We start from the raw sequence: 24,330 nt of genomic DNA, 5'->3' as shown, positions 1-24,330 counted from the left end.
TAGTGTTGTCTTTAGGTGTTTCGTGCTGCTGGTCATCAGATTATTCTTCACTACCTGCAAGATACGAGCTTCGAACAAAGGGGCCTGACTGTACCGTAGAGAATCCCATGCCCAGAGCTTCATCACGGTAAGTATCGAACTCTTCGGGCGGGACATAGCGCTCAACAGGAAAATGTGAGGCTGTCGGCTGAAGATACTGCCCAATGGTAAGCCGTGAGCATCCCGCTTCTCTGAGATCTTTCATTGATGCAACCACTTCTTCGAATGTTTCTCCCATACCGACCATCATCCCCGACTTTGTGGCAAGGCCGTGAAGCGTAAGGGCCCGGTCAAGAATTGAGAGCGACTGGTTATAGCTGGCCTCCGGCCTTACATTGGTGTAGAGGCGGGGAACGGTTTCTATATTGTGATTGAGTACATCCGGCCGCTCATTCATGACCATATCAAGCGCCTCGTCATTTCCTTCGAAGTCGGGAATGAGGCACTCCAGGCCGGCGTCGGGAGAAGACAGGCGTATCGCCTTCATGGTTTCAGTCCAATGCCGGGCGCCACCATCGGGAAGATCATCCCGATTGACGCTGGTGAGCACCACAAAGTTCAGCTTCATGGCAGTGACAGCCCCGGCTATTCTGGCCGGCTCTTTCGGATCGGGGGGGATGGGTTTCTGTTGGGTTCCTATGGCGCAGAACCTGCAGCTTCTTGTACAGACATTGCCGAGCAGCAGAAAAGTAGCTGTTCCGCGCGACCAGCACTCCTGAAGATTGGGGCACATGGCTGAACGGCAGACTGTATTGAGCGATGTTTCGGATAACAGGCGCTGAATGTCGCCAAATTCCGGACCTGTCCTCATTCTGAGTTTGAGCCATTCGGGTTTTCGCAATCGCTGACCTGGCATCAAAAAATACTTTAGGCTTGAAGGACTGTAGTGATTCCAAGACTGAATATAAAAAATTACCGGGCAAGGAGGCTTTTTGGCTTGTTTATTATCCAAATAGTTTAACTTTATGGTTAAACAAAGGAAAGAAACCAATGGAGTCATGCGGAAAACAGTGAACACGGCACATCAGGAACCCGAAACCGAACGACGCATTCTTCAAAGTGCGGAGAAGGTTTTTTACCGTCAGGGTTATGATGGGGCAAGGATGCAGGAGATTGCAGATGAGGCCGGCATCAACAAAGCCCTTCTCCATTATTATTTCAGAAGCAAGGAACGGCTTTTTGATGCTGTTTTTTCTGATGCTGTCATGCGTCTTGTTCCTCCTGTTTTTGCAGTCATGAACAGTAACTCCCCCTTGATGGATAAAGTCCGGGCATTTGTTGATGCATATTTCAACACTGTCGTCAACAATCCATTTCTACCCGGATTTGTTGTGCATGAAATGCACCGCAATCCGTCAAGATTTTCAGAAATTATCCGAGCCAGCCGCCTTCTTATGCTTGATGGGCTGCAGCATCAGCTTGATCTGGGTGCCGAAAGCGGAGAGCTTATTGCCATGCCTGCAGAGCAGTTCATGCTCAACCTTCTTTCACTCTGCGCCTTCCCTTTTGTGGCTGCCGGAGCCATGCAGTCAGTTTCCGGAAAAAACGACAGCGACTATCAGCATCTTCTTGAGGAGCGCCGCCAGTTCATTCCTCAATGGATGGCAAGGATGGTTGAGCGAGATGCATCATCGAACCAACAGTGTTAACCCCTTCGTATTGAGCTTATGAAACACTTCAGAAAAGCTTTTTGTTCAGCCTGCATACTCACTTCACTTGTGCTTTTTGGTTGCGGAGGAAACGGGCAGCCGGATGGGTATGGTAATTTTGAGTCAACGGAAATCATTGTCTCTTCAGAAGCATCCGGCAAGCTGCTCTTCTTCCCTGTTGAAGAAGGAGAAAAGCTTGATAAGGGGGCAGTTGCCGCTCTTGTTGACACGACGCAGCTCCATTTCAGTCTGCAGCAGCTGCTGGCGCAACAGAAAGGGATGAAAACAAAAAAGCCATCTCTTCGTGCAGAGGCAAGCGTTTACCGTCAGCAACGCAGCAATCTGGAGCAGGATGTACTCCGGTACCGTCGCCTTGTTGCTGAAGGGGCTGCTCCGGCCAAACAGCTTGAAGATCTTGAGAACCAGGTAAAAGTTGTTGAACGCCAGATAGCCTCAGTGGCAACCCGCAACCCTGAAGTAGATCAGGAGGTCCGCTCAATTGAAGCACAGATTCTTCGTATTCGTGATCAGATAAAGCGCAGTTCGGTGGTGAACCCATCAACGGGAGTTGTGCTTGCTGCTTATGCGGAAGAGGGTGAGGTGACGGCCTACGGGAAACCGCTCTATAGAATTGCTGATCTTGATTCCATGTACCTGAGAGTCTATCTGAGCGGCTCACAGCTTGCTTCAGTAGCAATTGGTGACAGTGTGGATGTGCTTGTAGACGGGGAAAAACCAGCGGAACACAAGCTGAGTGGTAGAGTGAGCTGGATATCCTCGAAAGCCGAGTTCACCCCTAAAATAATCCAGACCCGTGAAGACAGGGTGACCATGGTCTACGCCGTCAAGGTACTGGTCAAGAACCCCGATGGGCTCCTTAAAATCGGCATGCCCGGTGAAATACGGTTCCGCAAGGCAACAGAAGGATGACGAGTGCTGTAGAGGTGAAGGGTGTCACCAAAAAATTCAAAACAGTCACTGCGCTGTCCAATGTATCACTCACTGTCGGTAAGGGGGAGCTCTTTGGCATCATTGGAGCTGACGGGGCAGGAAAGACCACACTTTTCAGGATTCTCTGTACCCTTATGCTTGCCGATGAGGGAAGGGCTGAGGTTCTGGGTTTTGATGCCCGGAAAGAGTATCGGAGCATAAGAAGCCGAATCGGGTATATGCCCGGGCGTTTTTCCCTCTATACTGATCTCAGCGTGGAAGAGAACCTCAAATTTTTTGCCACGGTGTTCAATACCACGGTTGAGGAAAACTATGAGCTCATAGCCGATATTTACACCCAGCTTGAACCCTTTAAAAAACGGATGGCCGGACAGCTCTCTGGAGGAATGAAACAGAAGCTCGCACTCTGCTGTGCGTTGATACATCGCCCGGACCTTCTGCTTCTTGATGAGCCTACAACCGGAGTTGACGCGGTTTCACGGCGTGAATTCTGGCAGATGCTCGGGCGGCTCAAAGAGCAGGGAATTACAATTCTGGTTTCAACCCCATACATGGATGAAGCATCTCTTTGCGATCGTGTAGCCTTTCTCCAGGATGGAACTATTCTTGCCGTTGACACGCCTGTGGGAATAACCGGGCTCTTTACTGCGCCCCTTTTTTCAGTTCGTGCAAACGAGAAGCATAAGCTTCTTACACGCCTCCGCTCCTATCCTCATGCAAAGTCCGTGTACGCATTTGGAAGCAGTGTTCATTATACCGACCACCGTCCCTCAGCCTCTTCTGAAGAGATTATGCGCTATCTGTCAGAGTCGGAGCTTCAGGAAATCACCATAGAGAGGATTGAGCCGGGTATAGAGGATACCTTCATGGCTTTGATGAAAACAGATGACGGGAGCCATCATGAGTGAGCCTGTCATTCATACCGAACAGCTTACCCGCAAATTCGGAGAGTTCACTGCTGTAGACGCCATCTCATTTTCAGTTGGCGAAGGAGAGGTTTTCGGCTTTCTCGGAGCAAACGGGGCAGGGAAGACCACGGCAATGAAAATGCTTACAGGACTGCTTCTTCCCACAAGCGGGAAGGCTGCTGTTGCCGGGTTTGATGTGTTCACTGAAACGGAATCCATAAAGAAGAACATCGGCTACATGAGCCAGCGCTTTTCACTCTATGATGACCTGACAGCCCGTGAGAATATCCGATTTTTTGGAGGCATATACGGCCTGTCGTCAGCCAGCATTCAAGAGAAAAGCAAGGCACTGCTCTCCTCGCTTGACCTACTGCCAGTTGCTGACTCAAGGCTTTCTGACCTGCCGCTCGGCTGGAAACAGAAGCTTGCATTTTCTGTCGCTCTCCTGCATGAACCAAAAATCGTTTTTCTTGACGAACCGACCGGAGGGGTTGACCCAATGACCCGAAGAAGGTTCTGGGATATGATATACGAAGCAGCAGACAGGGGAGTAACAGTTTTTGTAACAACCCATTACATGGATGAAGCTGAATACTGTGACCGTGTCTCAATAATGGTTAACGGCAGAATAGCTGCGCTTGACACACCAACGGCCATGAAAGACTCTTTTGGTGTTACCACAATGGACGAGCTCTTTATCCGCCTTGTCAGGCCCGGAGCGGGGGAGGGAATATGAAAGAATGGAGCAGTTTTGTTGGGTTTGTTGTCAAGGAGTTCTACCACATATTCCGCGACCGTCGCACCGCTGCCATTCTTTTTGGCATGCCGGTCATACAGCTGCTTTTGTTCGGATATGCCATCCGGAATGAAATACAGGAGGTAAAAATCGGCATTGCAGACCTTTCCCGGGATGCCGTAAGTCAGGCAATTACCGATAAAATCCTCTCGTCGGGAACCTTTGTCCTCGTCAAGAACCCTCAGAGCCACTCAGAAATACAGAGCGCATTCCGCTCCGGAGCCATGAGCGAAGCGGTCATATTTGAGCCTGCATCGGACCGCGAAATTCAGCGCGAAGGCAGCATGGACATTCAGGTGATAACGGACGGCTCCGACCCGAATGTATCACGCATTATTACCGGCTATACAGCCTCGGTGATTCGCGATTATCTGAGTGAATCCGCCACTACGGTTGATGAACCAAAGGGTGTTGTACCGGTGCCGCTTATGATGTTCAACCCAGGTCTGAAAAGCGTCTATCTCTTTGTTCCCGGCCTTATGGCACTTATTCTCATGCTTGTGTCGGCGCTGATGACCTCCATCAGTATTACCCGGGAAAAAGAGAGCGGAACCATGGAGGTCCTGCTGGTATCATCCCTAAAGCCCATTCAGATAATCGTGGGAAAGGTTGTCCCGTATTTCCTGCTCTCGTTCATCAATGTCGTTTCCATTCTTGTCATTGCCTCCCTTGTTTTTGGCGTTCCCTGCAGGGGGAGTGTTCTCCTGCTTATGGCAGAATCGCTTCTTTTCATCATGACCGCACTCTCGTTGGGAATGTTCATCTCCACCATAACCTCCTCCCAGCAGGTAGCAATGATGATTTCCCTTGGAGGGCTGCTTCTGCCTACAATCCTTCTTTCAGGCTTCATTTTTCCCGTGGCCAGCATGCCTTTGCCGCTGCAGGTCATCAGCAATGTGATTCCAGCAAAGTGGTATCTCATTATTGTGAGGGCCATTATGCTGAAAGGAGCTGGATTCGCGGTTCTGTGGCAAGAGACGCTTGTTTTGGCTGTAATGACCGTGGTGCTTATTGGCGCCAGCCTGAGGAACTTCAGTGAACGCCTTGAGTAAATGGCACATGCCCATCGTTAAAACACAGTAAAAATGAGGGTTATTGGATTTCTGCTGCAGAAGGAGTTTCTGCAGATATTCCGCAACAAGGGGATGCTCCCCATCATTTTCATCATGCCGTTCATTCAGCTGGTCATTCTCTCGAATGCGGCCACCTTTGATGTGAGGAATGTTCCGTTCAACCTTCAGGATCTTGACAGAACCTCCCTTTCCGAGCGGCTCAGCGAGCAATTCACAGGATCCGGTTATTTTCAGTTGACAGGGGAGTCGTCAACCTCCCCTCAAGCTCTTGATGTCCTGGTGGGTCGCAATGCTGATCTTGTTCTTGTCATACCAGAGGGGTTTGAAAAAGAGCTCATGCGTGGAGGGAGCGCACAGGTGCAGCTCATCATCAATGCAGAAGATGGTTTTTCAGCCGGCGTCATCCAGGGGTATACAAATGACATCATCACGGCATTCAATCGCGACCTCATCCCTCAGTTGCCCGGAAGCGCTGTGGGCGCTCCACGGCAGACTATTTCCGTAAGATCATCAGCATGGTACAATCCTGAACTGGTCTATATCGATTACATGGTTCCCGGTATTCTCGTTGTACTTGTAACTCTGGTCGGGCTTTTCCTTTCAGGGATGAATGTTGTGCGTGAAAAAGAGATCGGTACCATTGACCAGATCAATGTAACCCCAATGAAGCGCTACCAGTTCATAACCGGAAAGCTTCTTCCTTTCTGGATCATCGGGCTTGGAGAACTAACCCTGGGGCTGATCATTGCCCGATTTGCCTTCCATGTGCCGATGCTTGGAAGCTACTGGCTCATCTATCTTGTAGCAGGTATCTACATGCTTGTGGTACTGGGCATGGGGCTCCTGATTTCAACGCTTACCGAATCACAGCAGCAGGCAATGTTCATTGCGTGGTTCTTTATGGTCATCTTCACCCTTATGAGCGGTCTTTTTACAGCAATCGAGAGCATGCCGCACTGGGCGCAGAACATGACCATGGCCAATCCCGTCCGGCATTTCGTCGACATCATGCGCCGTGTGATGCTGAAAGGCTCAGGTATCAGGGAAATAGCCACCCCATTAGCCATATTGACGGCCGATGCCGGCCTCATGCTGACGCTTGCCGTCAACCGCTACCGCAAGGTGTCGGATTGAGCTTTTAGCAGATGCGAGGCTGTAAATTGAGTATTTATTCATTTGGGTATTATAGTAACAATTGTTACTATTCTTTTTAAGCAAAATCGCGTCCATTGGAGTAAACCATTTAAAATGAGATTTCCCGTATGAAAAATTTCTGGATGATTCTGGTATTCACTTTTCTCGTGATACAGCCGAATGCAGCACAGGCTGATGAGAAAGGCCTTGATATAGCACCATACATTAAGGTTGCCGATGTGGCTTCAGGTATCGATGTGGTTTCCAGAGATGTACAAAAATCCCTTACCAATAAAGGTTTTGAAATACTCGGAACCTATAGCCCGGCTCAAAACCCAAAACTCCAGGTCATAGCTTATACAAGAGCAGATCTGAAGAATGCCGTCATCAAGGTTGCCGACCGTGGCGCAATGGCCGGTGTGCTCAAGGTAGGGCTGGTAAAAAAAGGGGATACGGTTGCTGTTTCATATCTGAACCCTTCCTACATCTTTAATGCGTATCTGAGGAAAGAAACACCGAAACACCAGAAGGTCCTGAAAAAAGTTTCTGATGATGTAAGATCTGCCCTGGTTCATCCCGGCACGGAGCCTGTAGGTTTTGGCGGTGGTATACGGGCTGAGAAGCTATGGAAATACCATTATAAGTTCATGATGCCATATTTTTCCGATCCAAAGGAGCTTAATACATTTACCAGCTTCGAAGAAGGCCTTCGTACAATTGAAAGCAACCTTAACGCCAATAAAAGCAGCACGAAAGAGGTTTACCGGCTGGTGTTTCCGGCTCAAAAAACCGCTGTGATCGGTATTGCGCTCATGGACAAAGAGAATGGTGAGGCTGAATTTCTGCCTATTATCGGTGAAGAGAACATTGCGGCCATGCCGTATGAAATCATCCTCCAGAACAACACAGTGACGATGCTTCCCGGGCGATACAGGATTGCTCTGAGCTGGCCGGATTTGTCAATGGGTACCTTTATGAAAATCATGAGTACGCCTAATGACATCAAGGATATGATGAAAAGCTTAACTGAATAACCGAATCTCACCCAAAAGCAAAACGGCCGAAAAGTCAATCGTGATTGTTCGGCCATCAAAAAAGATTTCTCTGATATCGGTAGCTTTACATAATTTATATTATACAACATCTTGATAATCGACTATAGGTTTCACTTGCTCTGATGAAGCGCCGGATATTGAGGGCTGTGATGCCGGCAAATGATCAGAATGAGGTGAAACTGTGGCTGTTTACATACTTTCTCTCCGAAACTCAGAGGGTACTGTGTTATCCTTCTGCTTCTGCTTCATGATACAGATTGATTCAATACGCATTGTTCTGTCTTGATTTGAATCGAATGATTCATGAGGTCGTCGTATGCTGCTGGCTGATTCCCAATGGAATGGGATGCTGTAAACCGCTTTTCTACTTTCAGTTATCACTTCTTCAGAGCCATCATTTCAACTTTGGCATACCATTTGCATTATCAACAGTGAACATATGAAATTCCTCACGCCAGTGAGGTTGAGTTGGTGTAATGGGGGACACCAACTCTCAGAGAGACGGCTTCACGGCCGTTTCTCTGTTTCACCACTTTCACGACCGATAATCTTCAAACACAAGCCGTTATGAAAACCAGAAACTTCAGGCGCGATAAAGGCTACAGAATCTTCCGGGAAGCAGTTCTGGCGAGGGCAATAACCTCTCTGCTCAGGAAGGCAAAAAGGAAAGAGTTTTGTGAACGGGAATGCTACTGAGCTTTGTTTTTTAAAGCGGAAGGGGTATACTGTATATAGAAGCAGGGATGCATACATGAGACTTTATTATGTTGTTTTTTTAAACCATTAAACCAATAATACCATGGACAACGCACCGGGAGGCAACACAAGTGCTTTTTCTGAATCGGTGAAAAGCCTTTCAGAAACTGTCGGGAAAGTCGGCCAGCAGCAGATGGAAATCATGAGCTCTGTGATGAAGACTGGAATAGAAATGGTTGAGCCGATCACGAAAACATCTCTTGATCTTGCAGGCAACCTGCTGCAATCGGTAAACCAGGCGCTTCAGGGCGTTTCATCAGCTATGGCGCCGAAAAAACAGGTATAGGGCTCTCTTGACCGGCAAGAAAAAAGGCCCCGCATGTTTTGCTGCATGCGGGGCCTTTTCTGTTTTCCGTGTCGGAGGTGTTTACTTCTTCTCCGGCACTTCCCTTTCGTCTTTGACTGCGTAGTTGATCAGGTAGTCATAGAGCCTGATAAGGCGTGACTGCTGTGAAGTCTGATCAATCCAGTGGCCAATCATACCGATTGTTCTGGCAAGGACGAAGAAGCCGTTGAGTGACTGTTCCGGGAAGTCGAGGTCAACCAGGATACAGCCGATGGTTCCATCGACATTGAGAATCAGGTTGTCCTTTTTGGCGGTGGTCACTTTCTCAACTTCAAGTGCGTATTCCAGGCAAGGCATATGCAATGTGGTCTGGTTCTGGACATAATCAACCAGATACTTCACACGCTTGTCGGGGTTCTTGAGGCTCTTGACCCTGTGTCCAATTCCGGGAACCGGACCGACATTCTGCTTCATCCATGTAAGGAAGCCGGGGATGTCATTCGGGAACTCTTTGACGCCATGGGCAAAGTACTTTCCGGCGTTGGTGACGGCGCCGCCGAACCGGGGTCCGATCATGGTCATACCGGCTGAAACCGCCTGAGGCATGTCAATTCCTGCGCATGCACCAAGGATGGCGCCGAATGCGCCGGAAACAGCAGGACCGTGATCCGCGGAAATCATGACGATACGCTTGATGATTTCAGACTCTTCGCGTGAAGGAAGCTTCTTGTTCCACAGAAGTGCAAGAACATCTTCAATGCCGTAGCCTTTCTCGCAGAGCTCAGAGGCTGCATAACCGACATAACGGGGCTCTTCGCCACGGTCATCGGAAATGGTGGTGCGGATAAGAGGCTCAACAATCACATCACCCTGCTTCATGATCTCCTGAACCTTGGGAGGCAGTTCTGGAAGGATGGCCTCGTCAACCATAGGCTCGGGCTTGATGGATCCCTCAGCAAGAAGCTCATCATAGACCTGCTTGATTGCCTTGGAAAGTCCGCCGAATGTATCAGGGACGAGAGCACCAGCTTCGCGGAGTGCATTTATTTTTGAACGGGCTGATCCAAGGCCTTTTTTGCCTTCCTTGGCACCGGCATGTCCGAACTTCATTCCCTGGGGAAGAACTTCCTGACATGTTCCACCGATTGCGGCAATAAGACGGATGCGGCGTTTCTCGGCTCCAAGCCACTCAGCAGCCTCCTCTTCAAGGGTGCCGCCAACTTCACCGACCAGGACAACCGCTTTGGTTTCAGGGTCTTTCTCAAACATTTCAAGGTAGGTGACGAAATCAGTTCCCGGGTAGGAATCGCCTCCGATGGCCACAGCTGAAGTCACACCGTTGCCGTTCTGTGCACAAAGCCACATGGTCTCGTTGGAGAGGCCGCCGGACTTGGTAAGAACGCCAAAAGAACCTGCACGGTAGAGGTTGCAGAGCTTGAGGTTTTTGAACTCGCCTCCGATGACGCCGAGACGGCACTCCCCTGCACTCATGATGCCGATTGAAGAAGGGCCGTTGAACATCTTGCCTTTCTTGATGGCCATGGCGCGAAGTTTCTTCGCATCTTTTTCCGGCACACCCTCAGTGATCATGGAGACCAGCTTGATGTTTTCGGACTCGAGGCATTCAACCGCTGACTGTGCAGCACGGGAAGCACCAAGATAGATCAGAGCGGTATTGATCTGGGGATTTTCCTGAAGCGCCTCCTTGAGGGATGCGTATACGGAAATGTTGTTGAGTTCACCGCCGCGGTAAATTTCTTTCTGCTGACCTGATTCAGGGGGGTAGACAAATGCCTGTACGCTGAGGGAGCGGTTGACGAGAAAGTCGAACTGGGCCATCCTCTTTGCGGCATTAACACCGGCAACACCGCCGATGATGACAACATTTGTGTCTTTATTTGCAAGTATGCTCACGATTCGTTCCGTTTAATGAAGTTAAAAGTTTCTGTATCTGGTATGCCTGGCGATACTTCGGCCTTATGCTTTGAGAGCAAGGTCAACAATATCGGTCATCGGCATGGTGCGATCGTAGACATGAATGTCGAACCCTTCGTCTGCGAGCTTTTTGATAGCCGCAAGACCCTGGTTCTCATTCGGTCCACCACGCCTTACCCAGATCTTCACTCCCTCAAGGTAGCCGCTTGCCTTGCTTGCACGGAATCCGTTGATGATGCCGCTGAAGGTCGCCTTCACATCGGTGAAGTTTGCAATGGCACCACCTACAATGATATGCTTGATGTTGGGGAGCTGGCAGATGGTTTCTGTAAGTGCTTCAACAGCCCAGTCGGAAGGATCACCGGAATATTCGGCATAATTTGCGATTGTGCCGCCACGGGCAACAACTGCATCTGAATAGAATACGGAAGCACCACCGCCTGCAGTCAGCAGGGCAATTTCGCCACCGGGAACTTCAACAAACTTGACTGAACCCTTGATGCGCGCATCGATTTCCATGATCTGCTGCTCGGCTTCAGTAAACGGCCGGCCGATTTCCGAGACAGGCTTGAAATCCCAGTCTGCATGGCGGAAACGGGCATCCCAGTCAACATTCATGACGGCGTCAAGCGCAGCAAAACGCATATCACTGTTTCTGATGACCAGCGGATTGATTTCAATTGACTGGGCATCTTCATTGTCAAAGCAGAGAATCAGACGAGAGGCGATTTTGGCAACCCGTTCGGCCACCTCGCCTTCAAATCCCGCACTTGAAGCAATTTTGGTAAGGTCCTCAATGGTCGGGGTAACATCGAGAGGAATCTGAAGCCTTTTGACTGTATCCCAATTATCTTCAATATCAATGCCGCCTTTATTTGATACAAGAAGCTCTGCACCGTCGCGGTTGCCGGCAATGGAGACATAATACTCAGCATCATGCTCAAGCATTTCAGCTACAATCACCTGGCGGATTTCGGCAGTACCGATCTGACGGCCAAGCATCTCTTTTGCTGCCTCATACGCCTCTTCAAGATTCAGGTCAATTTTGACAAGACCAAGCTTGAAACGACCACCAATGGCTTCATGAGCCTTAACGACAAGTTTTGAATCTCTAAGCCATTTATTAGCTTCTCCGAGCTGCAAAAGGCGTTCGGGATCCATGATGACAACATAGTTAGGCACGGGAATGCCCCACTTGTTGAACAGTTTCATGGCAGGCCCTTCAAGTATCTTAGCCATTCTATCGGTATTTTGTGTGTTAATGGGTATGAATGCAACAAAATGCGAAAGATTGAAAGTTAACTATATTTTTTTTGCTTCCAATAGCATACAGTTCGTTAATTCAAGGAAAACTCTCAAAAATTGACTTATGGGTGATTTTACCTTCTGGTGGCAGCATCTCCCCTCGCAGATGAACCCTGTCATACTCTCCTTCGGTAGTTTTGCACTCCGCTGGTATGGCACCATGTACATCATTGCCTTTGCTGTTGTCTATCTCCTTGCCCGTTATCGGCTCAGGTCGGAATCACTCCCGTTTTCCAGGCCCTTCATCGGCGACGCCCTTACCTGGGTGATGCTCGGAGTCATTCTGGGCGGCCGTCTCGGCTATCTCCTCTTTTACGGACTCGGTGCCTTGATTGCCGATCCGCTCGGAACCCTTCTGCCCTGGTCGACTGCTTCAGGAGGCTGCGCTTTTTCGGGAATCAGCGGGATGTCGTACCATGGAGGGCTCATAGGCGTTGCCGTAGCCCTCTTTGCATTTACGAAAGCGCGCAAAACCGGCTTTCTGGAAACCGTTGATCTCTTTATCCCCGCCGTGCCGCTCGGCTATACCTTTGGAAGGCTGGGCAACTTCATCAACGGAGAACTCTACGGAAGGGTAACCGATGCTGCCATCGGCATGTATTTCCCAATGGCCGGAACCCATCAGCTCCGCCATCCCTCACAGCTCTATGAAGCTTTTTTTGAGGGCATTGTCCTCTTTGTGATACTCTGGTTGCTGCGACGCCGCTCACCCTTTCCCGGATTCCTCTCAGCAGTCTATCTCTTCGGGTATGGATTGGTCCGCTTCTTCATCGAGTTTTTCCGTGAACCCGACGCCCATATCGGTTTTGTTGCCTTCAGCCTCTCCATGGGTCAGCTGCTCTGCCTGGCTATGATGCTTGCAGGCGTTTCTCTCTTTTTTTTCACATCCTCATCCGCAAAAAAAGTCAGGACGAGGTGAGGAGTAGCTCTTCCCCGCTTCCGAAACACCTTTTCCTGATAAGAAGCATGATGGTGACCGAACTCAGCGTAGTGGCTCCCACAAGCATCAGCATCACAACAATCTGGTAACGGATTGCTATCATGGGGTCGATTCCGGCAAGAATCTGCCCCGACATCATCCCGGGAATGAACACAAGCCCAACTCCCATCATGGCGTTGATGGATGGAATCATGCCGGCACGGACGGCATTTCTGAAGATTTCAGCGCTTGCTTCACGATAGCCGGCACCCAGAGAGAGCTGCATTTCAATCTGGTCGCGCTGTTGGCGAAGATCCCTGAAAAACCGTTCAAGTGAAATGGCAAGTGCCGACATGGAGTTACCGATTACCATCCCGCCGGCGGGCAGGAAGTACCGGGGTTCCCACCATGGTGAAGAGCCGATGATAAGCCCGGAAACAAACATTGCCGTTGCAAAGTAGCTGACAAGCATTGTCAGGAATGTGGGCAAAAGATACGAGACCTGTTTCTCCGCAACACGGCCCTTGATGATGAAGATTGCCGAGACCACCATCACCAGAAACACTCCAACCACAAGCAGTGCCCTGTCTGACTGCAGAATGTAGGTCAGGACGAATCCCATGAGAAAAAGCTGGGCGAAAGTCCGCAGGGTACCGATGGCAATATCGCGGTTAAGTCCGAGATGAAAGACAAAAGAGCTGACCTGTGCCAGAAGGATGAAAAGCAGACCAAGCAGCAGCTGCCAGTTTGATATATCAATGATCTGGTTCATCTCTCTTCTCTATGGAGTGTTCGTTCATGAAGCCGGTAGATTGCAGCTCGGGGCAGTTTTGGAGCATAGTCGCTGTGGGTGACGGTAATGAGCGTCTTGCCTTCATCAATGTTCAGGCGTTCAATGAGGGAAAAGACCATTCCGGCACTTTCCGGGTCGAGGGCTGAAGTGGGTTCATCAAGCAGGAGGATGTCGGGGTTGAGGAGAATGGCCCTCATGATTGCAAGTCGCTGCATCTGTCCGATGGAGAGCTTCATGGCCGATTGTGACAGCGAAACCGACTCAAGGTAAAAGTTGCGGAGCATCAACTCCAGAGACTCATCTGAGGGTGCCGTTTTAGCCTTATTGACGGCAAAGGAAAAGGGCAGAAGCAGGTTATCCCTGACTGAAGCATCCGTCATTTTCGGGATCTGAGCCACAAAGCTGATGGAGCTTCTCAGCACTGAGGGGGCAATGAGGGTTATCTCTCTTCCCTGATAACGGATAATGCCGGTTCGAGGCTGCTGCAGGCGGCAGATAAGGCGAAGAAGTGTTGACTTTCCCATACCCGAAGGCCCTTTCACCAGAAGGAATTCCCCCTCTTCCACTCTCAGGTTCAGGTGGCTGAAAATCTCTCCGCCCCCGGCCTCATATGAGAAGGAGAGATCCTGGATTTCAAGAATCGGTTCTGTCACGGCAGCAGCTCTTGATGTTCTTGATTGAGGGCAAGTGTGGCGTATATTCAGAGGTCAAATCAGCATAATATAGTTCCTTTACCAATTTCACCCTCCAATACTTTGCAGAATATGGCTCAAGTAAGAATTGCTACAGCGGCCGACATTGATGCATGCGCATCACTTCTGGAAGTGCTCTTTGGGCAGGAGGCGGAATTTACGCCACAGCATGAAATCCAGGCCCGTTCACTTAAACTGATACTTGAGCAGCCCGAAACAGGACGGATTCTGGTTTGTGAGGAGAACGGCAGAATTCTTGGAATGGTTCTGCTGCTCTTTACCATAAGCACCGCTCTTGGCGGACGGGTTGCCCTGCTTGAAGACATGGTGGTTCTGCCGGAAAGCCGTCGCAAAGGAATAGGCGCAATGCTTATTCAGCAAGCCCTTCTTGACGCAGAATCTGCCGGCTGCCTTCGCGTGACGCTTCTGACTGATCATGACAATACTGCCGGTCATGAGTTCTACAGGAACGCCGGCTTCCGCCACTCACCGATGGTTGTGTTCCGCAAACAGCTGAAAGCCGGAGAATAGAGAGCCCCTTCAGATGCTTTTCATGGCAAGGGACTGGCTGCGGGCTATGGCAGCGGCATTTCTGGCCGGATAAATGCTGACAGCAAGCGAAAGAAGGATTGCCGCACAGGCAACAGCAAGAAAATCGCCCATCTCCATACTGACCGGATATGCCTCTATGATAAAAGCGCTTTTGGATGGCAGCCGGACCAGGCCGAACAGCTCCTGCATTCGGCATATCACCCAGGCAAGGCCCACTCCGCCAGCTGTTCCGGCAAGACCTGTCAAGCCTCCCTGCATCATGAATATCCCCATCAGCCCCCCGGAACCCATACCGAGGCAGCGTAGCGAGAAGAGGTCGCGCTTCTTGTCAATGGCAGTCATGGCAAGTGAACCGGTCAGGCTCAGGGAAGCCACAAGCACAATCAGCATCAACACTGCAAAACTGACCCATTTTTCAAGTTCCATGACAGAAAATATGTCACGGTACTTTTCCGCCAGAGTCCTGAACCGGGTACCTTCGGGCTGCTGATTGAGTGATTGCCACTCAGTGAGCCTCACTGCAAGCTCCTTTTCCGAAACACCCTTGCGGGGCCTGATATCGATACCTGAATACTCGCTCCGGCCAAGGAGCAGAACCTCTCTTGCAAGAGCGTTTGAGGAAAGCACGAAGCGGTCGTCAAAAAGTTTCTGAAGAGTAAATGTGGAGGAGACACTGACCTCTGCAATGCGCAGTGCCGAGAGAATATAGGGCTGTGAAAGGGATGCAAGCGAAATCCTGATCAACTCCGGACTAAAAAGGTTCACGACACTGTTCTGGTACAAGCCGGTCCGGTATGCAAGAAACTCCCCTGCCGAAATTGAGGACGGAGTTGAAAACAGCGGTGTCTGGCGTCCAGTAACCCTCATCAGCCGCTGCTCTGCCAACGGGCTGAGACCTTTCAGGGTAACCAGCTCATTCTTTCCTTTTCCTGCCAGAACGGCCTCCCCTTCAAGATAGGGTTCAGCTGAGGCCACGCCCTCAATCCGGCGAAGGGACTCAAGCAGCTCACTGTTGACCATGAAACCGGGAGAATCTTCAGAAATCATCTGCACCGGGCTGTCGAGTGTCAGAAAAAGGTCGGAAGCGAGCTTCTGGAAGCCGTTGAGAACGCTCATGACAACAAGAAGCGTGCAGACGCCAATAACGATACCGGCAAAACTGATGGCGGAAATTGCATTGATGATGCGGAACCGTTTTGGGGCAAAACTGAACCGTCGAGCAATCCAGAGAGATGGTCTGTCAAAGAATTCCAGCATAATCAGGCAGAAAGAGCAGTTCCGGGTTTCAGGGCAGCGGCCACCCGTGCAGGAATAAACGCAAAGATGAGTGTCAAAAACATAACAGAAACCGACACGATGGCGTAATCAGCCGGATTGAGCGAAAGTGGAACATGGGTGATGAAATAGCTTTTTTCAGGAAGGGTTATGAACTGAAAGTGCAGCTCCAGAACAGTCAGTATTGCCGCCAGCAGATTGCCGGCTGTAATACCGGCCAAAGCAATGAGAAAAGCCTGTACCATAAAGATATTGCTGATTCTTCCGGGAACCATGCCAACGGCGCTGAGGAGCCCTATCTCTCTTGTTTTTTCTATGACAAGAACGAGAAGCGTGGCAATGATGTTGAAAACCGCCACAATGGTAATGGTGAGAATGAGGAGAGGGGTTATGTTTTTCTGTAGTTTCAGCCACTCGAACATGTTCTGATAGCGTTCAAAAACAGTGTATCCATAGAAAGGGTAACCAAGTCCGGCAGCAACCTGCTGTGCTGTTGTGGAAACAGTCTGAAGATTTCGGGTATTGGCATCAAAGCCGGTGATCAGTCCCGGCGCATACCGGGCCTGCAATGCCGCAAGATCGGTCAGAATAAGAAAATCATCAAATCCCTCCTGCAGCCCCGTATCATACACACCTTTTATAGTGCCGAGCTCAATATCAAGCGAAGAGAGCATGGAAACAACGCTTCCCCCCCCTTCCTGGCCGCCCCCTCCCGCACTCTCTTTATCAATGCCGACAAGCATGACGGTATCGCCTGTTTTCAAACCAAGATTTTCTGCAAGCGTCCTGCCCAGATAGAGCCCCAAATGATCAGCAGCCCCCCCTCCCCTCAAGGGTTCAGTGTGAAGATAGCGGTCAAGAAACACTTTCCCTGCCTCCGGTGTGACACCTTTCACCATCACCGGCTGACTCTTTGCAGGGCCACTCTTTTCTCCGCCACTGCTCATAAGGATACAGCCTTTTTCAAGAAAAGGGGACGCATCGGTAATGTCGGGATGGGAGAGAATTCCGGCAATCTGGCTCCGGCGCTCCATAAAGAGCCGTTCATCTGAATAACGGAACTGCATATGGGAATTGAAACTGATCAGTTTCTGCTCAATGCTTCCAGCAAAACCATTCACCACCGAGAGGGTAAGAATGAGTGCCGCGGTGCCCAGCGCAATGCCGGCAACAGCAATCATGACAATGAAGGTTGGCCGTGAGAGTGACCGCTGCATGAAGGCAAACCTGCCGGCTATGAAGAATTCAGGCTTCATTGCAATGGCGAAAGCTTGGTGCCAAGTTCGTGGAATGCAACGACATTGTTTCTTCCTTTTGCCTTGGCCTCATAAAGCGCACGGTCGGCATTGTTGATAAGGGTATACCAGTCCGGTGCGTCATCAGGAAAAGTTGCAATACCGATGCTCACTGTCAGCTCTCCGGTAGGCTGATCATCCTCATGAGGAAATGGTTCAGCACTGATGATTTTGCGCAGCCTGTCGGAAATTTCCCTTGCTGTATGGGTATCGGTATTTGGAAAAAGAATGGCAAACTCTTCACCGCCAAATCGGGAGGGAATATCGGAACTGCGGCTCTGTTTGCGGATGATCCCGGCCAGTATTTCAAGAACCCTGTCGCCGGCAATATGACCATTTGCATCATTGTACCTCTTGAAATGGTCTATATCAATCATGGCAATGGTAACGCTTGTGCGGAAGCGCTTGGCCCGCTCAACATCAATGATAAGATGCTCCTTGAAGTGGCGGTAATTGAACAGACCTGTCTTTTCATCGGTAATGAAAATCTCGTCAAGCTTCTTGTTCTTTGCCTCAATGTCTCCACAGAAGCTCATGATTGACTGCGTTATCTGCGTTATGTCGGGCGAATGCATTGTTTCATTCAGCTCCTTTTTCATCTCTTCGGCCGTGTCGTGAATACTTTCAGGGATGTCCCTGTTGACCCGCTTCAGGCGCTGCGCAAGTTGAGCCAAAGGAATAAGGGTCAGCCGGTAGTTATAATGCAGCAGCCAGCCGGCTCCTATATTGAGACTGAGCAGCAGCCCGAGAATGATGAAAAGAAATATCTGATTGAAAAAAACCAGCTGTTCAGCCGCAGAACGGGACTCAGCCCTGACCTCATCAATGGCAGTCTGCATCTGGAGTGAAAGCAGTTCGCTATTGTCGTTGGATGGAATCGGAAACAGCTCATCCTGCCGCGGACATGCATCGCCAATTTCAACAGCAAGCCTGTCATGCATGAATTGAAGCACCTCTTTTTCCCTTGCCTTCTCGGGGCCGCTCTTTCCGCGAGACTTTTCACCAAAATCAATAACCTTGTCCCTGAAATCAACAAGATTGAAATAGGTCTGTTGCTGTTTTTCCACTCTATCAAGAAAACGCCCCTGAAAGACGATAAAACCCGCGGTTCCGGCTATGACAAGCAGTATCCCGATTGTGCCGGTCATAATGATGACAAGAAGCGGAGATATTTTTTTGCTGGTGAGCAGATGCTTCATACCGGGAGTTCAGTTCAGGATTATGGTTCGGGACTGCTCAGACAGGGGAACAAAACCGCTGCGGGCAAAGACGCTCTGCCCTCTATCGGTGAGCCATGCGCCAAACCCTGCGGCAAGACCGTCACCGGGATAATATACATAGTAAAGGGTGGTAACAAGAGGGTAGCTTCCGTTCATGATCTGTTCGGGGTCGGGAAAAACACCCTTTCCTTGTTTTAAAATCGGAATGAGCTTCACTCTACCCTCAGCTTCATCCGGGAGTGCTGACTCAACATATTCCGATCGGAGGACAAGTGTGGCCATCTGCCGCCCTGATGACACAAGCCGCACCTGTTCAGCCAACGCCTCGCCCGCAAAAGGACGCAGCCCTTGAAAAATCGATGATACCTCAGTAACAGTCATTGCGCTTACAGGGTTTCTGATGCCAACCAGTACAACAAGTGCGTCGTAGGCAACCGGCTCTATGCGAAGAACTGCAAGGGAGTCCTGCTGTGGTTTCCGGCTGATCAGCGCCGCCTGGCCGCGACGCAACTGAACGCTCCCCTCCGCAGGAACAGGCTGAATGAAGGCATCTGGATAATAGCGGGAAAAAACTTCTCCCTGTATTCGAGCTGCATGGATCCCGGCGCCGTCGGCAATAAGTGTGAGCTTTCCGCTTATGGGTGTTTCAGGGTCTTCTCCCCTTCTGCACGAAGAGAGCGCGGCAATCAGAAACAGGGATATGAAAAACGGTTTCAAAAGAAGGTTATGCATAGTCATTCTTTTTGCCTGTCTCCTGCAACCGGACGGGCAGTTCAAAGCCTTGATAAGATACAGAGAAAAGAGATGTTGGCATAACATTTCCATGAAGCCAGACAGACGAAAAAAAAGAAACGGGAGGTTTGAATATGGAAGGAAAAAGGGTTATATATTCGCCTTGTTGGATAAATATTCACTGCTGATTCAAAAACAATGACCGCATCCAAACCAATGGACAGCGCAGCTCCGACTGTTTCCGTCATCGGAGCATCCGGCTATTCGGGCGCAGAGCTGACACGCCTTCTGCAACGCCATCAGGGCGTGAAGCTGCAGCATCTGTATGCCTTTTCTCAGGCCGGCAAACGGGCAGACGATCTGTACCCCGCAACAGGTTGCCCAATGACCTACCTTCCCTATGAAGGCGGGACCCAGAGCGACATCTATTTTCTTGCCCTTCCCCATGGAGAGGCACACACCCTTGTGCCTGCGCTTGCCGCAGCCGGCAAAAAGGTGATTGACCTTTCGGGTGACTTCAGGCTGAAAAGCACTCAGGAACACGAAGCGTTCTACGGATCAAAAAAGCCCGCAGAAGCCGTAATGACATATGCGATGCCCGAGCTTTTCAAGGAGGAGATTGCCTCAGCCACGACAGTGAGCAACCCGGGATGCTACGCTACGAGCATCATTCTCGCTCTTGCCCCCCTCTTCAAGGGCGCAGGGGGAATGCCGAAAGTCAACTCCGTGGCATGTACTGCAATTTCCGGACTCTCAGGAGCCGGGCGGAGCTCCAAAACCGAACTTTCTTTTGCTGAGATGAGTGAAAATGTGCGCGCCTACAAGGTCGGCAAACACCAGCACACGCCAGAAATCATGCAGGCTCTCGGCACCTCGTACACTGATCCCTCTTTTGCATTTACCTTTACGCCGATGATCGGCTCACTGGTTCGGGGCATATACAGCACGCTCACGCTTTCGCTCGACTCCCCCGCAGAAGCTCAAGCAATAAGAGCCAGGTATGCAGAGTTCTATCAGGGCGCACCCTTTGTGCGTGTGCGCAATGAGATGACTGAAGTCCGCCATGTGGCCCATACCAACTTCTGTGATATCCATATTCCCGATTCCGGGCGCAGCAGCTCACTGGTTGTCATTTCTGCCATAGACAACCTTCTGAAAGGAGCCGCCGGACAGGCAGTGCAGAACATGAACATTATGCTTGGCCTTGATGAACGGACCGGGCTTCTCTGAATAAACAATCTTACCGCCTACTCAATTGAAGAAACGAGAGAAAGCGCTTGAAGTCATACGCAGCCACAGCCAGGAAACCCGGTGGCCCGAAGGGGTAACCCCTATGGCCCCTGAAGCGGACGGAACCCATGGTTTCTGGCCCAAGGGGTTTTCTGCGGCCTCAGTGCCGGCGGGCATCAAATACAGCGGCCGGACCGACCTGATGATTCTTCTTGCTGACAATGAATGCGCTGCAGCGGGTGTCTTCACAACCAACCTCTGCTGTGCGGCTCCGGTGCATGTATCAAAGAAGCATCTTGCGGAATCACCTGCTGCCATGCGAGCCATTGTGTGCAACAGCGGGAACGCCAATGCCGCTACCGGCGAACAGGGAATGCGTGACGCAATCAGCATGGCTCAGTCAACTGCCCGGGCATTCGGCATACCTGAAGAGTCAATACTTGTCTCCTCAACCGGAGTCATAGGCCAACGACTCCCTATGGACAAAGTAACGGTTGGAATCGAAACACTGGCTTCAACCAAAAGCACCCGTTCCTGCACTCTGGCGGCAGAGGCAATCATGACAACAGACACCTTCCCGAAATTCTTTTTCGTTGATGTTGCTTTGTCTGGCGGAACTGTCAGGATAAGCGGCATAGCAAAAGGATCGGGGATGATTTGCCCCAACATGGCTACAATGCTTGCCTTTATGGCAACAGACGCTTCAATTGAACCCTTACTGCTTCAGGAAGCACTGCAGCAGGCCAACACCCACAGCTTCAACGCCATTACCGTTGACGGCGATACCAGCACCAACGACATGGCGGTGATTCTTGCAGGGGGAACAGGGCCGCAGGTGAGGGAAGGCAGTAACGACGAACTTCTTTTCAAAGAAGCGCTTGGAGCGTTGATGGAGTTTCTTGCCCGCCTTATTGTTATTGACGGCGAAGGTGCCACCAAACTGGTCACCATCACGGTACAAGGCGCCCAAAACGACCATGAAGCAGCCCTTGCAGCGCGAACAATTGCCCAGTCAAGTCTGGTAAAAACCGCCCTGCATGGAGAAGATGCCAACTGGGGACGCATTATTGCGGCAGCTGGCCGTTCAGGCGCCCGCTTCCATGAAGAGGATCTCGAACTCTTCTTCAATGAAACTCCGGTTCTCCGCCAAAATCTCAATGCGGATTTTTCTGAAGAAGAAGCCGCAGAGATACTTGCAGAGCCATCATATGCGATTACCCTGAAGCTGGGTTCAGGAAAGGGCAAAGCCACAGTCTGGACATGCGACTTGAGCAAAGAGTATATTGAAATCAACGGCAGCTACAGAAGCTGACCTTTTCCAAAACGACCCATCAGTATTGAAAAGTAATGGACCATCAAGCATGTAATGACACGACACCGGCAAGGAAGGCCCCACAGGCCGCAATAGGCCAGGTTCTCATAGAGGCTCTGCCCTATATCCGGAAGTTTGAGGGCAAGACCTTTGTCATTAAATACGGCGGCTCTGCAATGAAGGATGAGTGCCTGAAAAACTCGTTCGCGCAGAATGTGACTCTTCTTCGTAAAGTCGGCATCAATGTTGTGCTTGTGCATGGCGGAGGCGACGCCATTACGAAGACTGCTGAAAAAATGGGGATCAAGTCTACATTCGTGCACGGCAAGCGCGTTACCGACAGCGACATGATTACTATTGTCCAGATGACCCTTGCAGGCAAGGTCAATCAGGACATCGTCCGCCTCATCAGTGAGCATGGCGGCAAGGCTGTCGGCGTCTCCGGACTTGATGCCGACACCATTCAGGCACTCCCCTGCCATAATGCCGAAACGCTCGGACTTGTGGGTGAAGTTGCCGCTATCAACACCGCATACATCAATCTGCTCTGCAACGCAGGGCTTATTCCTGTTATTGCCCCGATAGGGTTTGACGATGAAGGCCATGTTTACAACATCAACGCCGATGATGCAGCAAGCAGCATTGCTATTGCGCTTAAAGCCGAAAAGCTCATTTATGTAAGCGATGTTGCCGGAATTCAGGCTCACGACGCAATTCTGCGCACCATCAGCAAAACGCAGGCTGCAGATTTCATTGAACAACATGTCATTACAGGCGGAATGATACCCAAGGTAATCTCTGCATTCCAGACGCTCGACGGAGGTGTAGGGAAAATTCATCTGATTGATGGCAAATGCATTCACTCCATACTGCTTGAAATCTTCACCCATGAAGGAGTGGGAACACAATTCATTGCCGAACAGGGCAACGACGACAACCAATAAGACACTGACAGACATGCAAAAGGCAAACTCAGGACAGAAAACAAAGCGCGACTTTCTCGGATTCTCCCATCTCAATGCCGCAAAAGTCATTGAGCTTTTTGACTATTCACACCACATCAAAAAGATCCGCCAGGAAGGCGGGCAGGACTTTCGGCCGCTGAGAGGAAAAACCGTGGCCATGATTTTCAACAAGCCATCCCTCAGAACCCGCGTTTCATTTGAGGTCGGGATCCATGAACTTGGCGGCTACGCCGTGAACCTTGAAGGAAAATCAGTCGGGGTTGGCTCACGCGAATCTGTTGAAGACATTGGTCTCCTGCTCTCACGCTTCAACGACGCCATTGTGGCGCGCCTGCATGAGCACTCCGTCATTGAAGGGCTTGCCAAAAGTGCCACGATTCCGGTTGTCAATGCACTTACCGATCTTTCCCATCCCTGCCAGATTCTGGCTGATGCATTTACCCTGTATGAAAAAGGGTTGTGGAACGAGGGAACAAAGGTTGTATTCGTAGGCGACGGCAACAATGTAGCCAACTCATGGATTGAACTTGCAGGGCTCCTCCCCTTCCACTTCGTTCTGGCCTGCCCTGAAGGCTACACTCCTGATGAAGGACTGCTTGCGGAAGCCAGAGCCAAAGGCGTCAGTACGATTGACATCATGCACGACCCGATGGAGGCTGCCAAAGATGCTGATGTTCTCTATACCGATGTATGGACCAGCATGGGGCAGGAAGAGGAACAGAAAGCCCGCCTTGATGCATTCCGCCCCTTCCAGATCAACGCAGCCATGATGAAGGAGGCAAAGCCCACTGCAGTTGCAATGCACTGCATGCCGGCCCATCGCGGTGAGGAAATCAGCGCCGAGGTGATGGACGGGCCGCAGGCAATTGTGATGGACGAGGCAGAAAACCGCCTGCATGTCCAGAAAGCGCTGCTCGTCAAACTACTGAACCATGACGAGTACAGGAAGTTCCATTTGACACACAGGCTGAACAATGCCGCCAAAAACATCAATGCATGAACAAACCTGCAAGACAGCTGCGCATCCGTGAAATCATCCAGCAGGAGCATGTAGAGAACCAGCATGATCTCCTTCGGCTCCTGAAGGAAAAGGGGGTCAAGGTAGCTCAGGCAACCCTTTCACGAGATTGCGCTGAACTCGGCATCATCCGCTCCAAAACACATGCAGGGTACCGGCTTCTCTTTGCAGAGGAGCATTCAGGCCGTATCATCAAGGGGCTTGTAGGAATGGAGGTAGTCTCTGTAGCTGCAAATGAAACCTCCGTCATCGTCCGCACGCTTCCCGGGCGCGCCCACGGGGTAGGTTCATGGCTTGACCAGTTTCATAGCCCGCTGATTCTCGGCACCATAGCCGGCGACGACACTGTTCTTGTAATTCCTGATTCTGTAGAGAATATTTCGGCCCTGATATCATATATTCATAAAAATCTTTCCACAAACTGATAACTCAACACACAA

At 50.5% G+C, this 24,330-nt stretch carries 24 protein-coding genes; 15 read left to right on the top strand and 9 right to left on the bottom strand.

Translation table 11 applies throughout. The features are described from left to right. Positions 1-40: 40 nt before the first annotated feature. On the bottom strand, positions 41-895 hold the full coding sequence (gene lipA, locus EKD02_RS01015) for a lipoyl synthase (protein WP_126383381.1): 855 nt from the start codon (positions 893-895) through the stop codon (positions 41-43). Between the two features lie 142 nt (positions 896-1,037). Here lipA and EKD02_RS10240 point away from each other — a divergent pair, with 142 nt between their 5' ends. From EKD02_RS10240 to EKD02_RS00975, 8 genes are all read left to right on the top strand, one after another. Further along, entirely contained in the window at positions 1,038-1,688 is a 651-nt protein-coding gene (locus tag EKD02_RS10240; protein WP_160460071.1) for a TetR/AcrR family transcriptional regulator, read from the top strand. 18 nt (positions 1,689-1,706) lie between these two features. After that, on the top strand, positions 1,707-2,618 hold the full coding sequence (locus tag EKD02_RS01005; protein WP_126342282.1) for an HlyD family secretion protein: 912 nt from the start codon (positions 1,707-1,709) through the stop codon (positions 2,616-2,618). Continuing rightward, the gene (locus tag EKD02_RS01000; protein ID WP_126383379.1) at positions 2,615-3,547 is read left to right on the top strand and encodes an ABC transporter ATP-binding protein; all 933 of its coding nucleotides are present in this window, start codon (positions 2,615-2,617) and stop codon (positions 3,545-3,547) included. Before EKD02_RS01005 ends, EKD02_RS01000 begins: the two co-directional genes overlap by 4 nt. After that, positions 3,540-4,283 (top strand): ABC transporter ATP-binding protein, encoded by a 744-nt coding sequence (locus tag EKD02_RS00995; RefSeq protein WP_011890101.1) that lies wholly within the window; start codon positions 3,540-3,542, stop codon positions 4,281-4,283. Before EKD02_RS01000 ends, EKD02_RS00995 begins: the two co-directional genes overlap by 8 nt. Next, positions 4,280-5,395 (top strand): ABC transporter permease, encoded by a 1,116-nt coding sequence (locus EKD02_RS00990; RefSeq protein WP_126383377.1) that lies wholly within the window; start codon positions 4,280-4,282, stop codon positions 5,393-5,395. Before EKD02_RS00995 ends, EKD02_RS00990 begins: the two co-directional genes overlap by 4 nt. 33 nt (positions 5,396-5,428) lie before the next feature. Beyond that, positions 5,429-6,550 (top strand): ABC transporter permease, encoded by a 1,122-nt coding sequence (locus EKD02_RS00985; RefSeq protein ID WP_011890103.1) that lies wholly within the window; start codon positions 5,429-5,431, stop codon positions 6,548-6,550. A 128-nt stretch (positions 6,551-6,678) separates the two neighbouring features. Further along, positions 6,679-7,584, top strand: a complete 906-nt coding sequence (locus tag EKD02_RS00980) for a hypothetical protein (RefSeq protein WP_126383375.1) — start codon at positions 6,679-6,681, stop codon at positions 7,582-7,584. 820 nt (positions 7,585-8,404) lie between these two features. Beyond that, positions 8,405-8,647, top strand: coding sequence for a chlorosome envelope protein B (locus EKD02_RS00975; RefSeq protein WP_126342274.1), 243 nt, complete (start codon positions 8,405-8,407; stop codon positions 8,645-8,647). 81 nt (positions 8,648-8,728) lie between these two features. Here the strand turns inward: EKD02_RS00975 and EKD02_RS00970 are convergent, their stop codons facing one another. Then, positions 8,729-10,561: a citrate/2-methylcitrate synthase gene (locus tag EKD02_RS00970; RefSeq protein ID WP_126342272.1), complete on the bottom strand. Its 1,833-nt coding sequence runs from the start codon at positions 10,559-10,561 to the stop codon at positions 8,729-8,731. Between the two features lie 63 nt (positions 10,562-10,624). Further along, positions 10,625-11,821: an ATP citrate lyase citrate-binding domain-containing protein gene (locus EKD02_RS00965; RefSeq protein WP_126383373.1), complete on the bottom strand. Its 1,197-nt coding sequence runs from the start codon at positions 11,819-11,821 to the stop codon at positions 10,625-10,627. Positions 11,822-11,951: 130 nt separating this feature from the next. On the opposite strand from EKD02_RS00965, the gene lgt reads away from it, so the two are divergent. Continuing rightward, entirely contained in the window at positions 11,952-12,806 is an 855-nt protein-coding gene (lgt, locus tag EKD02_RS00960) for a prolipoprotein diacylglyceryl transferase (RefSeq protein WP_126383371.1), read from the top strand. Here the strand turns inward: lgt and EKD02_RS00955 are convergent. Next, positions 12,793-13,578, bottom strand: coding sequence for an ABC transporter permease (locus tag EKD02_RS00955; RefSeq protein WP_126383369.1), 786 nt, complete (start codon positions 13,576-13,578; stop codon positions 12,793-12,795). The two genes, lgt and EKD02_RS00955, sit on opposite strands and share 14 nt — an antisense overlap. Continuing rightward, the gene (locus tag EKD02_RS00950) at positions 13,575-14,252 is read right to left on the bottom strand and encodes an ABC transporter ATP-binding protein (protein ID WP_126383367.1); all 678 of its coding nucleotides are present in this window, start codon (positions 14,250-14,252) and stop codon (positions 13,575-13,577) included. Before EKD02_RS00950 ends, EKD02_RS00955 begins: the two co-directional genes overlap by 4 nt. 111 nt (positions 14,253-14,363) lie before the next feature. Here EKD02_RS00950 and EKD02_RS00945 point away from each other — a divergent pair, with 111 nt between their 5' ends. Continuing rightward, the gene (locus EKD02_RS00945; protein WP_011890112.1) at positions 14,364-14,822 is read left to right on the top strand and encodes a GNAT family N-acetyltransferase; all 459 of its coding nucleotides are present in this window, start codon (positions 14,364-14,366) and stop codon (positions 14,820-14,822) included. Positions 14,823-14,831: 9 nt separating this feature from the next. Here the strand turns inward: EKD02_RS00945 and EKD02_RS00940 are convergent, their stop codons facing one another. Genes EKD02_RS00940 through EKD02_RS00925 form a run of 4 tightly spaced genes read right to left on the bottom strand, consistent with a single transcriptional unit; the run spans position 14,832 to position 19,365 of the window. Next, positions 14,832-16,100 carry an ABC transporter permease gene (locus EKD02_RS00940; protein ID WP_126383365.1) on the bottom strand — a complete coding sequence of 423 codons (1,269 nt, stop codon included), beginning with the start codon at positions 16,098-16,100 and terminating at the stop codon, positions 14,832-14,834. Positions 16,101-16,102: 2 nt separating this feature from the next. Continuing rightward, positions 16,103-17,374, bottom strand: a complete 1,272-nt coding sequence (locus tag EKD02_RS00935) for an FtsX-like permease family protein (RefSeq protein WP_126383363.1) — start codon at positions 17,372-17,374, stop codon at positions 16,103-16,105. Further along, positions 17,371-18,612 (bottom strand): GGDEF domain-containing protein, encoded by a 1,242-nt coding sequence (locus EKD02_RS00930; protein WP_126342260.1) that lies wholly within the window; start codon positions 18,610-18,612, stop codon positions 17,371-17,373. The genes EKD02_RS00935 and EKD02_RS00930 overlap by 4 nt, the downstream gene beginning before the upstream one ends. A gap of 9 nt (positions 18,613-18,621) precedes the next feature. After that, positions 18,622-19,365, bottom strand: coding sequence for a PstS family phosphate ABC transporter substrate-binding protein (locus EKD02_RS00925; protein WP_126342257.1), 744 nt, complete (start codon positions 19,363-19,365; stop codon positions 18,622-18,624). A 198-nt stretch (positions 19,366-19,563) separates the two neighbouring features. On the opposite strand from EKD02_RS00925, the gene argC reads away from it, so the two are divergent. From argC to EKD02_RS00900, 5 genes are all read left to right on the top strand, one after another. Beyond that, a complete protein-coding gene (argC, locus tag EKD02_RS00920; protein WP_126383359.1) occupies positions 19,564-20,595 on the top strand; it encodes an N-acetyl-gamma-glutamyl-phosphate reductase in 1,032 nt (343 codons plus the stop codon). A 103-nt stretch (positions 20,596-20,698) separates the two neighbouring features. Next, entirely contained in the window at positions 20,699-21,907 is a 1,209-nt protein-coding gene (argJ, locus tag EKD02_RS00915; protein WP_126383499.1) for a bifunctional glutamate N-acetyltransferase/amino-acid acetyltransferase ArgJ, read from the top strand. A 35-nt stretch (positions 21,908-21,942) separates the two neighbouring features. Continuing rightward, positions 21,943-22,851 carry an acetylglutamate kinase gene (gene argB / locus EKD02_RS00910; RefSeq protein ID WP_126342255.1) on the top strand — a complete coding sequence of 303 codons (909 nt, stop codon included), beginning with the start codon at positions 21,943-21,945 and terminating at the stop codon, positions 22,849-22,851. Positions 22,852-22,864: 13 nt separating this feature from the next. Beyond that, positions 22,865-23,872, top strand: coding sequence for an ornithine carbamoyltransferase (gene argF, locus EKD02_RS00905; RefSeq protein WP_011890120.1), 1,008 nt, complete (start codon positions 22,865-22,867; stop codon positions 23,870-23,872). After that, a complete protein-coding gene (locus EKD02_RS00900) occupies positions 23,869-24,315 on the top strand; it encodes an arginine repressor (RefSeq protein ID WP_011890121.1) in 447 nt (148 codons plus the stop codon). The genes argF and EKD02_RS00900 overlap by 4 nt, the downstream gene beginning before the upstream one ends. Positions 24,316-24,330 lie beyond the last annotated feature (15 nt).

Source organism: Chlorobium phaeovibrioides (assembly GCF_003968655.1).
In the GTDB taxonomy this organism is placed as follows: domain Bacteria; phylum Bacteroidota; class Chlorobiia; order Chlorobiales; family Chlorobiaceae; genus Chlorobium; species Chlorobium phaeovibrioides.
The sequence above is the reverse complement of the archived record's forward strand: the minus strand, read 5'-3'. Positions and strand labels throughout refer to the sequence as shown.

Coding starts and splice junctions, on each gene's coding strand:
- EKD02_RS01000 (WP_126383379.1), top strand. CDS start 2,615: ATGACGAGTGCTGTAGAGGTGAAGGGTGTCACCAAAAAATTCAAAACA.
- EKD02_RS10240 (WP_160460071.1), top strand. CDS start 1,038: ATGCGGAAAACAGTGAACACGGCACATCAGGAACCCGAAACCGAACGA.
- EKD02_RS00985 (WP_011890103.1), top strand. CDS start 5,429: ATGAGGGTTATTGGATTTCTGCTGCAGAAGGAGTTTCTGCAGATATTC.
- EKD02_RS00955 (WP_126383369.1), bottom strand. CDS start 13,578: ATGAACCAGATCATTGATATATCAAACTGGCAGCTGCTGCTTGGTCTG.
- lipA (WP_126383381.1), bottom strand. CDS start 895: ATGCCAGGTCAGCGATTGCGAAAACCCGAATGGCTCAAACTCAGAATG.
- EKD02_RS00965 (WP_126383373.1), bottom strand. CDS start 11,821: ATGGCTAAGATACTTGAAGGGCCTGCCATGAAACTGTTCAACAAGTGG.
- EKD02_RS00975 (WP_126342274.1), top strand. CDS start 8,405: ATGGACAACGCACCGGGAGGCAACACAAGTGCTTTTTCTGAATCGGTG.
- EKD02_RS00940 (WP_126383365.1), bottom strand. CDS start 16,100: ATGCTGGAATTCTTTGACAGACCATCTCTCTGGATTGCTCGACGGTTC.
- argF (WP_011890120.1), top strand. CDS start 22,865: ATGCAAAAGGCAAACTCAGGACAGAAAACAAAGCGCGACTTTCTCGGA.
- lgt (WP_126383371.1), top strand. CDS start 11,952: ATGGGTGATTTTACCTTCTGGTGGCAGCATCTCCCCTCGCAGATGAAC.
- argC (WP_126383359.1), top strand. CDS start 19,564: ATGACCGCATCCAAACCAATGGACAGCGCAGCTCCGACTGTTTCCGTC.
- EKD02_RS00925 (WP_126342257.1), bottom strand. CDS start 19,365: ATGCATAACCTTCTTTTGAAACCGTTTTTCATATCCCTGTTTCTGATT.
- EKD02_RS00935 (WP_126383363.1), bottom strand. CDS start 17,374: ATGAAGCCTGAATTCTTCATAGCCGGCAGGTTTGCCTTCATGCAGCGG.
- argB (WP_126342255.1), top strand. CDS start 21,943: ATGGACCATCAAGCATGTAATGACACGACACCGGCAAGGAAGGCCCCA.
- EKD02_RS00980 (WP_126383375.1), top strand. CDS start 6,679: ATGAAAAATTTCTGGATGATTCTGGTATTCACTTTTCTCGTGATACAG.
- EKD02_RS01005 (WP_126342282.1), top strand. CDS start 1,707: ATGAAACACTTCAGAAAAGCTTTTTGTTCAGCCTGCATACTCACTTCA.
- EKD02_RS00930 (WP_126342260.1), bottom strand. CDS start 18,612: ATGAAGCATCTGCTCACCAGCAAAAAAATATCTCCGCTTCTTGTCATC.
- EKD02_RS00995 (WP_011890101.1), top strand. CDS start 3,540: ATGAGTGAGCCTGTCATTCATACCGAACAGCTTACCCGCAAATTCGGA.
- EKD02_RS00990 (WP_126383377.1), top strand. CDS start 4,280: ATGAAAGAATGGAGCAGTTTTGTTGGGTTTGTTGTCAAGGAGTTCTAC.
- argJ (WP_126383499.1), top strand. CDS start 20,699: ATGGCCCCTGAAGCGGACGGAACCCATGGTTTCTGGCCCAAGGGGTTT.
- EKD02_RS00900 (WP_011890121.1), top strand. CDS start 23,869: ATGAACAAACCTGCAAGACAGCTGCGCATCCGTGAAATCATCCAGCAG.
- EKD02_RS00945 (WP_011890112.1), top strand. CDS start 14,364: ATGGCTCAAGTAAGAATTGCTACAGCGGCCGACATTGATGCATGCGCA.